This window comes from Sphingobium indicum BiD32, from assembly GCF_000382885.1.
GTDB classification, from domain to species: Bacteria; Pseudomonadota; Alphaproteobacteria; order Sphingomonadales; family Sphingomonadaceae; genus Sphingobium; species Sphingobium japonicum_C.
Genome location: NZ_CAVK010000131.1, coordinates 1 through 12,959 on the forward strand (window position 1 = coordinate 1; position 12,959 = coordinate 12,959).

At 62.8% G+C, this 12,959-nt stretch carries 9 protein-coding genes and 1 pseudogene; 8 read left to right on the forward strand and 2 right to left on the reverse strand.

The features are described from left to right. A pseudogene (locus EBBID32_RS12985) lies at positions 1-291 on the forward strand (TonB-dependent receptor); the annotation flags it as partial. On the opposite strand, the gene EBBID32_RS12990 reads toward EBBID32_RS12985, so the two are convergent. Beyond that, the gene (locus tag EBBID32_RS12990) at positions 279-1,343 is read right to left on the reverse strand and encodes a LacI family DNA-binding transcriptional regulator (RefSeq protein ID WP_006958324.1); all 1,065 of its coding nucleotides are present in this window, start codon (positions 1,341-1,343) and stop codon (positions 279-281) included. The pseudogene EBBID32_RS12985 and the gene EBBID32_RS12990 sit on opposite strands and share 13 nt — an antisense overlap. A 257-nt stretch (positions 1,344-1,600) precedes the next feature. Here EBBID32_RS12990 and EBBID32_RS12995 point away from each other — a divergent pair, with 257 nt between their 5' ends. From EBBID32_RS12995 to EBBID32_RS13025, 7 genes are read left to right on the forward strand one after another with little or no spacing between them, the layout of a single operon-like run. Next, positions 1,601-3,976: a TonB-dependent receptor gene (locus EBBID32_RS12995; protein WP_006958325.1), complete on the forward strand. Its 2,376-nt coding sequence runs from the start codon at positions 1,601-1,603 to the stop codon at positions 3,974-3,976. Between the two features lie 59 nt (positions 3,977-4,035). After that, on the forward strand, positions 4,036-4,359 hold the full coding sequence (locus EBBID32_RS13000; RefSeq protein WP_006958326.1) for a hypothetical protein: 324 nt from the start codon (positions 4,036-4,038) through the stop codon (positions 4,357-4,359). Continuing rightward, positions 4,356-6,065, forward strand: coding sequence for a glycoside hydrolase family 3 protein (locus EBBID32_RS13005; RefSeq protein ID WP_006958327.1), 1,710 nt, complete (start codon positions 4,356-4,358; stop codon positions 6,063-6,065). The genes EBBID32_RS13000 and EBBID32_RS13005 overlap by 4 nt, the downstream gene beginning before the upstream one ends. Positions 6,066-6,097: 32 nt before the next feature. Further along, a complete protein-coding gene (locus tag EBBID32_RS13010) occupies positions 6,098-7,993 on the forward strand; it encodes a glycoside hydrolase family 3 protein (RefSeq protein ID WP_231382193.1) in 1,896 nt (631 codons plus the stop codon). Between the two features lie 4 nt (positions 7,994-7,997). Continuing rightward, positions 7,998-8,930 (forward strand): formylglycine-generating enzyme family protein, encoded by a 933-nt coding sequence (locus EBBID32_RS13015; RefSeq protein ID WP_006958329.1) that lies wholly within the window; start codon positions 7,998-8,000, stop codon positions 8,928-8,930. Beyond that, positions 8,927-10,570 (forward strand): sulfatase family protein, encoded by a 1,644-nt coding sequence (locus EBBID32_RS13020; protein ID WP_006958331.1) that lies wholly within the window; start codon positions 8,927-8,929, stop codon positions 10,568-10,570. Before EBBID32_RS13015 ends, EBBID32_RS13020 begins: the two co-directional genes overlap by 4 nt. 24 nt (positions 10,571-10,594) lie before the next feature. Continuing rightward, on the forward strand, positions 10,595-11,851 hold the full coding sequence (locus EBBID32_RS13025; protein WP_006958333.1) for an MFS transporter: 1,257 nt from the start codon (positions 10,595-10,597) through the stop codon (positions 11,849-11,851). Positions 11,852-11,864: 13 nt separating this feature from the next. Here the strand turns inward: EBBID32_RS13025 and EBBID32_RS13030 are convergent, their stop codons facing one another. After that, positions 11,865-12,866, reverse strand: coding sequence for a GlxA family transcriptional regulator (locus EBBID32_RS13030; protein WP_006958335.1), 1,002 nt, complete (start codon positions 12,864-12,866; stop codon positions 11,865-11,867). Positions 12,867-12,959: the final 93 nt, after the last annotated feature.

Here is a 12,959-nt window from a genome sequence, read left to right on the forward strand (position 1 = left end):
TCGTTCTGGTCGACCAAGAGCTTTGGCGTCGCGGATGGCGCCCAGCTGCGTCTGGGCGCGGGCGTGGTCCATAGCGGCAAGAGCATATCGACCAACGCGCTCTGGTCGATCGTCACCCCGGCGCGTACCACGGTCGATGGTCTGGCGGAGATCAACTGGCAGAACTGGCGCTTCGCGCTCAACGCCACCAATTTGCTGAACAACAGATATTATGCCTCGTGCCTTGCCCGCGGGGACTGTTTCATGGGCGCGCCCCGCAATGTCATGGGCACGGTCGGCTATCGTTTCTGATCGGCTTGCCCCAGCATTGCCGTAGATTCGCGCAGGACCAGTCGGTGCTCCAGATATTTTTCCGTCGGCGCGGCTATGCTTTCCCTATCTCCTCTGGCGAGCGAGACGGCCAGAATAGCTGCTTCGGCAGATATGTCCTTGCCCGGATGTTTGACCGTGGTCAGCGATGGCCAGATTTTGACCGCGATCGGCGTGTCGTCAAAACCTGCCACCGACAGGTCACGCGGCACATCCAGTCCGCGCCGGTGCGCCAGCGATATGATCGCTGCAGCCATGTCGTCATTGCTGGCGAAGATGGCGGTCGGTCGGTCCGGCAGGTCCAGCAGCGTTTCTCCCGCCACCAGACCTGACTCAAAGCTCATGTCACCGGTCACGATCAGGTCCTGACGGATCGGCAACCCCGCGTCCCGCAGCGCCGACTGATAGCCTTCGCACCGGGTCCGGTGGATCATGTGACCCGCCCCCCCCCGGATGAAACCGATATCACGGTGCCCCAGTCCGATCAGATAGGCCGTCATGTCCCGCGCCGCGCCAAAATCGTCGATCCGCACGATATGGTCCCCCGGCAATATGTCACCGGGCGACATCGCCACGACCGGCACGGGAAAGTCGCGGGTCAGGCCATGGTGATTGGCGACCTCGCAATAGGGCGGTACGATCAAAATTGCGTGCGCGCCCGTTTCCACCAACCCTTGCATCTGCTGTGCGATTTCCTTGGGATCGCCGCTTTCCAGTGGTCGCAGCAGCAATTGGGCACCCAGCCGACTGGTCGCATCCAGCGCGCCCACCAGAATCGAACTCAGAAACGCATTTTCGATATTGCGATAGAGCAGTCCGATCCGGATCGCGCTTGCGCTGGCCAGCGCGCGCGCCGCCATATTGGGGACATAATTGAGGTCTCGCACCGCCGTCATCACCGCGTCGCGCGTCGCCTGACGCACGCGCGGGCTGTTGTTGAGAACATTGGACACGGTCATGGCGGACACGCCGGCGCGCTCCGCGACGGTCTGAATAGTGATAGCCTGGCTGGTACGACGCCCCGAACGGGCCATGGCTGGAGACTCCTTGAACGGACGCGGACGCGCCCTTACGCGCTGTTTAACGCTATATCCCTGAAGGTTGCAAATGGTGGACGGTCCTGCTGTTGCAAAATATCCGCAGTCCGAGCAAAAAATGTAGCGCTAAAACATTCATATTGACTCGATCGCCAGTTCGGAAGATTTAGCGCTACAACCTAGCGGACAACCGCAGGTGGAAATCACTATTACCAGACCGCGCGCCGACACAGGCACCGGATAGGGGAGGATATATGCGTTTTTCCAAAGCCATGATGATGCGCCGCACTGCGGTGTCGCTTTTCAGCCTGAGCGTCGCGATCACGCCTGCAGCCGTGATGGCGCAGGACGCCACGCCCCAGGAACCGCAGGATGGCACCGACATCGTCGTCACGGCGCAGAAGCGCGCCGAGCGTCTGCAGGATGTGCCGCTGGCGGTAACCGCCGTGAGCGCTGACGCGCTCGCCAATCGTCAGATCAACGACAGCAATTCGCTGGTGCAGGCCGTGCCGTCGCTGACGTTCCAGCAGGGCGCGACCCCCACCAACAGCAGTTTCCGTATTCGCGGCATCGGCACCGCGCTGTTCGGCCAGGGAGTTGAATCCTCGGTATCGACCGTCGTCGATGGCGTTGTTGCCGTCCGCCAGACCCAGGGTTTCACGGACCTTGCCGACATTGAGCGGGTTGAAGTACTGCGCGGCCCGCAGGGCACATTGTTCGGCAAGAACGCGACCGCAGGCGTCATCAGCGTCACGACCGCGCGCCCATCGCGCGAATTGGAAGGCCGTGGCGAAGTCACCATCGCTGAACATGGCGAATATCGCGCCCGTGGCACCGTGTCCGGTCCGATCAGCGACACGATGCGCGCCCGCGTCACTGGCTTCTATAACGACGTGCGCGGCATTGCCCGCAATATCGCCACCGACAGCTGGGACAATGGCTCCAAATCCTGGGGCGTGCGTGGCAAGCTGGAATGGGACGCGACCGAAAACCTGAACCTGCTGTTCACCGGCGAATATCGCAAGACGACCGCCGATTGCTGCGCATCGACCTGGATCGCGATCACCAACCCCAATTTGCAGACGCTGGTTGGCCCGATCAACGCCACGCGCAACAACCGCACGCTCAATGACGAAACGGTCACTTATTCCAACAGCGACCAGCAGACCTATTCGCTCCAGGCCGACTGGGATCTGGGTGCCGCGACGGTCACCTACATCTCTGCCTATCAATCCTACAATCTGGACGTGAACCAGCCGATCGAGCGTATCAACAGCACGGTTCCCCTGTTCGTCGGCGCGGCTGCACCCTATGCGATGTGGAGCCAGAACCACGGCCAGGTCGATCTGAGCGCCTTTAGCCAGGAGTTGCGGATTGCCAATAATGGCGGCGGCGACCTCAACTATGTCGCTGGCGTGTTCTACATGCATTCCGACATCAAGCGGCCATTCGACCGTCGACGCGTGCGTTGCACCGCAGGCACCTTTGGTCAGCCCTGCGCGCCTGCCAACACCATCTATCAGTCCTCGGCCAGCAATGTCCGCCTGAAGCAGGACAGCGTCGCCGTTTTTGGCCAGGTCGATTATCGTATCGTCGGCGGGCTGAAGGCGATCGGCGGGCTGCGCCTGCAATATGAAAAGGGCACCAATAGCGGCAGCCGCATTTCGCCGCTCGTAGCGGGTGACGCGGTGCTGCCGGGCAATGCGCCGGTGAGCGGATCGATTACGGCCAGCGATACGGCGGTCACCGGCAAGGCTGGCCTGCAATATGAATTCAGCCGCAATGCCCAAGTCTATGCCAGCTATACGCGCGGTTATAAGGGGCTAGGTTATGACATGGAAATCGGCACCGATCTGGCAAACCAGACCGTGCTGGAGCCAGAACATGTCAACGCCTATGAAATCGGCTTCAAGGGCCGTACCGCCGACGGCGTCCTGAGCGTCAGCACTGCGCTGTTCCTGGCCGACTATTCCAACCTTCAGGTGCAGGCCAACCGGTCCGATATCGCCGCAGGCGTGGTCCAGTTCGTGTCCACCAATGCGGGCAAGTCGCAGACCAAGGGTTTCGAGGTCGAAGCGACCGTGCGTCCCGACGACAATTTCAGCCTGACCGGCGCCGTCACCTACTCTGACGCCACCATCGACATTGATGGCCTCAACTGCCCGCAGCAGTTCAATGCGGCGGCGCCGATCATGTCGGGGATGCCGACCAACATCTGCTATCGCACGGCAGCGGGCGTCACCCCGACCCAGAATCTTCGCGGCGCAACCCTGCCCGTCAGCCCCAAATGGAAGATTACCGTTGCGCCGCGTTACGAGGCGGACATTCCCGGCACCGACTTTGCAGGCTTTGCCCAGATTGGCGTCAACTTCCAGAGCGCCATGAACTTCTCGGTCGAGCAGGACCCGCTGCTGGAACAGCCCGCTTATACTCTGGTCGATGCCAGCATCGGCGTGAAGCAGCTTGACGGTCGCTACAGTCTGACCCTGTTCGTCAAAAATCTGTTCGACGAAAATTATCTGACCAGCATCGGCCACACCTCCTTCCTGGGGGGTAATTATGATCTGGTCGGCACCTTCAACAAGGATGCGGATCGCTATTTCGGTGCCACGCTGGGCGTGAAATTCTGACCAAAGGGCGCGGCGGCTTCGGTCGCCGCGCCTGCCATATTGAACCGGGAGAAGGTCGGATGAAGGCGCGTTGGTCGTTGGCCGCATCAATGCTGATGAGCATGGGCATTTCAAACGCATTCGCTGCCCCTAAATCCGTCCAGCCTGCCAAGCCCCGCACGCAATTTGTCGACGCAGTCGATCTTGCCCCGACGCTGCTCCATGCAGCCGGAACGAGTTTCGCCCCTGCAATCGACGGGGCTGCCCGCTATCCAGCCAAACTGGCGGAGACGAAGGCGCGCCGGTGGCGCGAAGCGCGCCAATACAGTACGCCGTTTGCCGAGCCGCTTGAGATTTTTGTCAGACGCGCGCGTTACGACGACGCCTTTACCGACCAGAAATGAGCGCGACCATCGCCATGCCCCCTTTCGACGCGCCGTTGCGCGCCTCGCCCCTCGCCCTGTCGCGGGAGGATCAGCACTGGGTTGAGCAGACGCGCGACGCGATGAGTGTCGAGGCACAGATCGCACAACTGTTCGTCCTGTCGGCGCGCCATGACAATGCGGCGGAAAATGACGGGCTGCTGGCCCATGCGCCGGGCGGCATCCATCGCTTCCCGACCCGCAATCTCGACGCCGCCTGGGGCGCTGCACGCCACGCGATCGAGCGGTCGGACGTGCCGCTGATCCTGTCGGGCGACATCGAAGGGGGTATGATCAGCTATCCCTTCACAACCGCCATCCCCAACCAGATGGGCATCGCGGCGTGTGACGATCTCGCCCTCAGCACTGATCTGGCCGCCATCGTCGGGCGCGAAAGCCGGGCATTGGGTTATAACTGGTCGTTCACGCCCGTGGTCGACATCAACCGCGCCTTCCGCAACGCCGTGGTCGGCACCCGGTCCTATGGCTCCGACCCGGAGCGCATCCTGGCACAGGCGCGCGCCTATGTCCGCGCGTTGCAGGCGCAGGGTGTCGCGGCCTGCGTCAAGCATTGGCCGGGCGATGGGCTGGACGATCGCGACCAGCATCTGGTCACCAGCGTCAACGACATGGACATGGCGGAATGGCGGGCGACCTTTGGCAATATCTTCGGCACATTGGTCGATGACGGCGTGATGACGATCATGTCAGCTCACATCGCCCTCCCCGCATATATCCGTGAAGAACTGCCTGACGCTGGTGCGCGGGCATTCGAGCCAGCCTCTGTTTCCCGCCTGCTGAACCTGAAACTGCTGCGCGGCGAACTAGGTTTCCAGGGTCTGATCGTGTCCGACGCCACCATTATGGGCGGCCTCACCAGTTGGATGGCGCGGACGGAAGCGGTACCCGCAGTCATCGAAAATGGCTGCGATGTTTTCCTGTTCAGCCGCAATCCGGCGGAGGACATGGCGCTGATGTTGCAAGGCCTGCGCGAGGGGCGCCTCTCCGAACAGCGGCTGCATGAGGCCGTCACCCGCTTCCTGTCGCTCAAGGCGAAGCTGGGCCTGCACCGCATGACACTGGACGAGCGGATCGCCCCGTTGGAGCAGGTGCGCGAAACGCTACGCCAGTCCGATCATCTGGATCAGGCAGCGCGCGCTGCGGCGAGCAGCGTCACGCTGATCAAGGATCGCGATGCCCAGCTGCCCATTGCCCCCGATCGGCATAAACGGGTCGTCATCATCGCCGACGAAGGCTCCAGCTTTTTTTCCGGCGCGCCCGAACGCGACTTCACGCCGCTGCGCGCGGGCCTCGAGCGCCGGGGTTTCATCGTCCGCAGCTTCGATTCCGACGCGATACCGACGCCCGACGACGCCGACCTCATCCTCTATCTGATCGGGCAGGAAGCGACCCCGGCGCACAGCCATATCTTCCTGGATTTCGCCAGGCTGCATGGCAGCCCGCGCAATGGCATGATCCAGTTCAACCGCGAAATCCCCACGCTGCTGGTGTCGTTCGGCCAACCCTATTATCTTTATGACGCACCAAATTTCTCGACCTATATCAATGCCTATGCCTCGCTGCCCGATGTCCAGACTGCATTGGTGGAAAGGCTGACGGGCGATGCGCCCTTTACCGGGGTCAGCCCGGTCGACGCCTTTTGCGGGAAGGAACAATTGACATGGTAAGGGCGCGCTGGATTTTGGCGGCGTCGCTTTGCATGCTGGCAGTGCACGGTGTGGCGGCATTGCCGACGGGCTGGCGCGACCTTAACCATAATGGCCGGCTTGATCGTTATGAGGATGTGCGCGCCCCGATCGACGCGCGAGTCGAGGATCTGCTGGGACAGATGACGCTGGCGGAAAAGGCCGGGACGCTGCTGCACGCCACCCTGCCTACGCCGGGTTCCTCGATCGGCTTTGCGGGCATTGTCTATGATGCTGACGCAACCACTAAACTGCTGCGTGATCGCCATATCAGCAGCTTCATCACCCGGCTGGTCGTCGCGCCCCTCGACCTCGCGGCACAGAATAATGCGGTACAAAAACGCGCGGAGGCTGGTCGGCTTGGTATCCCGGCGACCATCAGTACCGACCCGCGCCATCATTTTCAGGCGACCTTGGGAGCCAGCACGACTGGTGGCGGCTTTTCTCTGTGGCCCGACACGCTGGGTTTCGCCGCATTGGGGGATGCCGATACGGTCCGCCGCTTCGGGGACATTGCGCGACAGGAGTATCGCGCGGTCGGCATCCATATGGCGCTGTCGCCGCAGGCCGACCTTGCCACCGAACCGCGCTGGCCGCGCTTTTCGGCGACCTTCGGTTCCGATCCCGCAGCGGTATCACGTCTTGCGGGCGCCTATGTCGAAGGCTTTCAGCATGGCCGCTCCGGCGTGCGGCCCGATGGCGTCGCCACGGTGGTCAAACATTGGGTCGGCTATGGCGCGGAGCCGGAGGGTTTCGACGGCCACAACTATTATGGCCGCAAAGCCAAGCTCAGCGACACATCTTTCGCTCAGCATGTCCGCGCCTTTGACGATAGCCTGGCTGTTCGCAGCGCCGGGGTCATGCCCACCTATGTCATCGTCCATGGGCCGAAAATAAAAGGCCAGTCGATCGAGCCGGTCGCCGCAGGTTTCAACAAGCAGTTGCTGACCGGCCTGTTGCGTGGGGAAAAGCAGTATCGCGGCCTGATCGTCTCGGACTGGTCGATCACCCGCGATTGCCCGCAAGCCTGCATGGCGCCCGACGCCGCCAATCCCCAGACTCCTGCGTCGATCGGCACGCCCTGGGGCATGGAAGCAGCAGACAAGACGACCCGCTTCGCCAAGGGGATAGAGGCGGGCATCGACCAGTTTGGCGGCGCGGACGATCCCGCGCCCATTCTGGATGCGGTGGCCAAGGGACTGATCAGCGAAAAGCGGATCGACGAGTCCGTGCGCCGCGTGCTGCGCCTGAAGTTTGAACTGGGCTTGTTCGATAATCCCTATGTCGATGAAGCCGCTGCCGCACGGATCGTCGGGAACCAGAAAGCACAGCAGCAAGCGGACGCCGTCCAGCGCGCAAGCCAAGTCTTGTTACGCAACGACAAGGCGACCTTGCCGGTCGCGCCAGGGAAGCGGATATGGCTCTATGGCGTCGATGCGACGGCAGCGCGAGCGGCTGGCTTCACGGTGGTGGAGGATCCCGCGCAGGCGGATGTCGCTCTCGTCCGCACCGCGACCCCCTTTGAAACGCTGCACCCGCATCATTTCTTTGGCGCGCGCCAGCATGAAGGACGGCTCGATTTCCGCGCCGAGGACAAGGATGTGCAGGCGATCGCCCGTGCCTCCGCCCATGTCCCCACGATCGTCGCGGTGGAGATGGACCGACCCGCCATCCTGACCGCTATCGAGCCAATGACCCGCGCGCTGATCGTCACCTTCGGCGCGAGCGACGCGGCGGTGCTGGATGTGGTTACGGGCCGGGCAGTGGCAAAGGGTCGCCTGCCCTTCTCGCTCCCCCGCTCCATGACCGATGTCGAGGCGCAAAGCTCCGACCTGCCCGACGACGGCCCGCCGCCCGCCTATCCGCGCGGCGCTGGCATATTGCTCAAGGCTGCCGATCGCCGTGACTGAGGGCATGATCCACTTGCCCGGCGGCACTTTCCAGATGGGATCGGACCGTTTCTATCCTGAAGAAGCGCCAGTGCGCCGGGTGCAGGTCGATGGGTTCTGGATGGACGCAACGCCCGTGACCAATCGCGACTTCGCGCGGTTCGTCGAAGCCACCGGCCACGTCACGCTGGCGGAATTGGCGCCCGATCCCAAAGACTATCCCGGCATGGATCCGACGATGGCGCAGGCCGGGTCGCTCCTGTTCCAGCGAACCAATGGTCCCGTACCGCTGGACGATGCCAGCCAGTGGTGGCGCTTCAGTTTCGGCACCGACTGGCGGCATCCCCACGGACCCGACAGTGAGCTGGACATATTGGCGGATCATCCCGTCGTACATGTCGCCTATGCCGATGCGGAGGCCTATGCCCGATGGGCGGGGAAGGCGTTGCCGACCGAGGCAGAATGGGAATATGCCGCGCGGGGCGGGTTGGACGGGACGGACTATGTCTGGGGTGACGAGTTGGCACCCGGCGATATTTGCCAGGCCAATTATTGGCAGGGCGCTTTCCCTTTCGCCAACACATTGGCGGACGGCTATGAGCGCACCTCGCCAGTGCGGACCTATCCGGCCAATGATTATGGTCTGTTCGACATGATCGGCAATGTCTGGGAATGGACGACCGACTGGTTCGCCCAGCCCCGGATCGAGCGCAAGGCCAAGGGGAGCTGCTGCGTCCCCGCCAATCCGCGCGGCGGCACCAAGCGCGGAAGCCTGGACCCGGCCACACCCGACATCCCCATTCCACGCAAGGTGCTGAAGGGCGGATCGCATCTGTGCGCCGCCAATTATTGCCAGCGCTATCGCCCCGCCGCGCGCCATCCGCAGGCGGTTGACAGTTCGACCAGCCATATCGGCTTTCGCTGCATCATCAGGGACAAGAAGGGAAACCGCCCATGAAGAACGCCCGTCGCGCGCTGAACGCCGCCATGATTGCCGCCTGCACCCTGTTGGGACCGGGGGCGCTGGCCAAACCGGTGAACGCGCCGCAACAGAAGCCCACCAACATGATCTTCGTGCTGGTGGACGATCTGCGCTACGACGCGATGGGTTTCCTGACGCCTGGCCTCCAGACGCCCAATATCGACGGGCTGGCCAAGGATGGCGTCTATTTCCCCAACGCCGTGGTCACCTCCTCGCTCTGCTCGCCCAGCCGCGCCACCATCCTGACCGGCCAGACCGCGCGCAACCATGGCGTGGTGGACAATAATAACAGTTCGGAGGAAGGGCTGACCTTCTTCCCCAAATATCTGCAGCAAGCGGGTTACCAGACCGGCTTCTTCGGCAAATGGCATATGGGTTTCGACACCGACGCCCCGCGCGACGGATTCGACAAGTGGGTCAGCTTCAAGGGTCAGGGCACCTATTTCCCGACCGAACAGCTGTCGCCTGAGCGGATCGCCGCGGGCGATCGACAGATGCTCAATGTCGATGGCACACCCGTTAAACGCACCGGCTACATCACCGACGAACTGACCGATTATGCGATGAACTGGCTGGAGAAAGGGCGCGACAAATCCAAGCCCTTCTTCCTGTACCTCAGCCACAAGGCGGTCCATAGCGACCCGCTGCCGCCAGACCGGTACAAGACGCAATATAGCAAGCTGGACATCAAGCTGCCCGCCAGCATGGCGAACACGCCGGAAAATAACGCGGGCAAGCCGATGTGGGTCCGCAACCAGCGCAACAGCTGGCATGGCGCGGATTTCCCCTATCACACCAACAACCCGATGACGGAACAGGTGCGTGATTATTATCGCACCCTGTCCCCCGTCGATGAGAGCCTGGGCCGTATCATGGCCTATCTGAAGAAGAACCGGCTCGACAAGAATACGATGGTCGTCTTTTATTCCGACAATGGCTTCCTGATCGGCGAACATGGGCTGATCGACAAGCGCAACGCCTATGAGCCGTCCGTGCGCGTGCCGATGGTCGTGTGGGCGCCGGGGCTGCTGCCAAAAGGGGTGACCAACCCGGCGGTCGTGCGCAATCTCGACCTGGCGCCGACCTTCCTGGACATCGCCCATGTCGCCAAGCCGGCGCAGATGGAGGGCAAGAGCTTTCTGCCGGTGGCGGAAGGCAAGATCGATGAAAAGACCTGGAATCCCGGCGATTTCGTCTATGAATATTATTGGGAATGGAGCTTCCCGCAGACCCCGACGACCTTCGCGATCGAGCGCGACCGGGTGAAATATATCCAATATCATGGCGTCTGGGATCTGGAGGAGTTGTATGACCTCAAGAGCGATCCCGACGAGATGCGCAATCTGATCGACGATCCCCAATGGCTCGATACCAAGATCACCCTGCGCAAGGCACTGTTCGACCAGCTTGGCAACAGCAAGGGCGCGCATGTCGTTCCCTATACGCGCAAGACCAGTTCGGGTCTGGTGAACCGCAATATCGATGGTTCGCGCGCCGCCGACTTCCCGGCCGACTGGTATGTGCAGCCCAACCTGCCGACCAAGATGAACGACTTGTTCGCCGACAGCCCGGCCAAGGCGAAGGCTGATGCGGAAGGCAAAAGCTATCACCCCTGATCGCCCGTTTGAAAGGTCGCACCGATGACCCCTTCGCCATCGCCTGAAACCGCCCGTCCGTCTGTGTCGCTCGGCTTCGTCGCTGTCTATGTGCTGGCGCAGTTCGGCATCTGGGTAGCGCTGCTGACGCCAGTGGTGCTGACGCTGGCGCTGCGGGTTGGCGAAATTGCGAGCGAGGCGGAAAAGGGCCGCTGGCTGGGGATCATCCTGGCGATCGGCGGCTTCGTCGCGCTGGTCGCGACACCGATTTGCGGCGCGCTGTCGGACCGGACGCGCAGCCGCTTCGGACGGCGGCGGCCATGGCTGGTGGGTGGCCTTGTGGTGGCGGGTTTGGGCCTGCTGATCCTGGGCCTTGCCCCCAATTTGCTGCTGCTTGGGCTGGGCTGGATCATCTGTCAGGCCGGGTTCAATGCGATGCAGGCGGGGTGCCTGCCGATCCTGCCCGATGTCATCCCCGTGCGCTGGCAGGGCCGCGTTGCCGGGATGCTGGGCATGACATCGACCATGGGGACGTTCGCGGGCAGCTGGATCACCCAGTTTACACAGGGGGCGCCGCTGCTGATGTTCCTCGCGCCCTTCGCCATCACCGTGGCGGGCATCGGCGCGCTGTGCCTGATCCTGCCCGATCGCCCGGCGCACGGTGGCGATCTTCGCCGCCTTGGTCCCTTTGCCATGCTCCGCGCGATCGGCGCGCCTTTCCGTGACTGGGATTTCAGCTGGGCGTTCGGCAGCCGCTTCCTCATCATGATGGCCTGGTCGTTCCTTTTGACCTATCAGCTCTTTTTCCTGACCGATCAGCTCTCGCTACCGCGTGGCGAGGCGACGCAGGTGATGGTCAAATCCATGGCGATCATCGCCACCGCCACCATCGCCATCTCGCTGATCGGCGGCTTCATCACCGACTGGACCGGCCGCCGCAAGCCGCTGGTGTTCCTGGCCGCGACGCTGGAGGCCGCTGGTTTCCTGACGATCGCGCTGGCTCCGTCCGTCCCGCAATTTCTGGTCGGCGTGGCGATGGCCGGGATCGGCAAGGGGCTGTATTTCGCCGTCGATCTCGCCCTGCTGGCCGCCATCCTGCCCAAACCGGAGGACAGCGCCAAGGATATGGGCGTGTTCCAGATCGCCAACAGCCTGCCCCAGTCGCTCGCCCCCGCCATCGCCCCGATCATCCTGGCGATCGGCAGCGCCCAGGGGGACGATTATGCCATCCTCTACATAGTCGGCTGCGGCTTTGCCTTGCTGGGTGCTGTCACCATATGTCCGGTGCGGCGATCACGATAAGAACAAGCCGCTCTCACGCGGCAACGGGCAGTTCCGCTCCGCTCGAAAAGCGGTTGCGATAGTCGCCCGGTGACAGGCCTACGATGCGGTGGAACACCCGGCGAAAGGCGGTCGCATCCTCATAGCCCACGGCCCAGGCGATCTGGTCGATCGATCGTTTCGTAAACTCCAGCAATTCGCGTGCCTTGCCCACGCGCAGATTCTGGACATATTCGATCGGCTTCATACCCGTCGCACCCTTGAACCGGCGCAGGAAGGTGCGTTCCTCCAGTCCCGCCTTCCCCGCCATATCGCCCACACTCACCGGGCGCCCTGCCCGCTCCTGCAACCAGTGCTGGACCTTCAGCACCGCTTCGTCGCCATGGGTCAAGCGCGGCGCAAAGCTGCTGAAATGGCGCTGTTCCCGGCCAGATGCGTCGATCAGCAGGAATTTGCCCGTCTCGATCATCACCGTGGGGCCAAGCAGGCGATCGACGATCCGCATCCCCAGATCGGTCCACGCCATCAGCCCGCCTGCCGTGATGATGTCGCCATCCTCGATCACCATCTTGTCGGTGTCGAGCCGCACATCGGGAAAACGATCACGAAACTGGTCGGCAAACAGCCAGTGGGTCGTCGCGGGCCGCCCGGCGAGCAAGCCGGTCGCGGCCAGCAGGAACGCGCCGCCACAGGTCGAAACTAGCACCACTCCCTGCGCGTGGCGATCGAGCATCCAGCGCGCATAGGGGGCCGCTTCTTGCGCGTCGGGCGGGCCGGTCAGGCGGCCGGGGCTGATCAGCATGGCGGGCATGGTGGTCTCAGCCGGATGCGTGTCGAACGCGCGGGTGAAACCACCCTGATCGTCCATCGCCCAATGGCTGACGCGCAGCACCCCGCCGCCCCGGTCCGCAGAAAAATGAGAGGCGATGACAAACAGGTCGGTAATCCCGTGGACCATCGCCTGCTGGCAACCGGGATAGAGGACAAGCCCCACTTCGGCGATCACACCGGCAGCCGTCCGCGCTGCATTTGTCATGCTGAACTCCCGTTTGTCGGTTTTGGCCTGCTAATTGTCGGAACTGCCGATCCTGCCGATCCGCCAGCGATAGTATCCCTTCGATCACAGGGC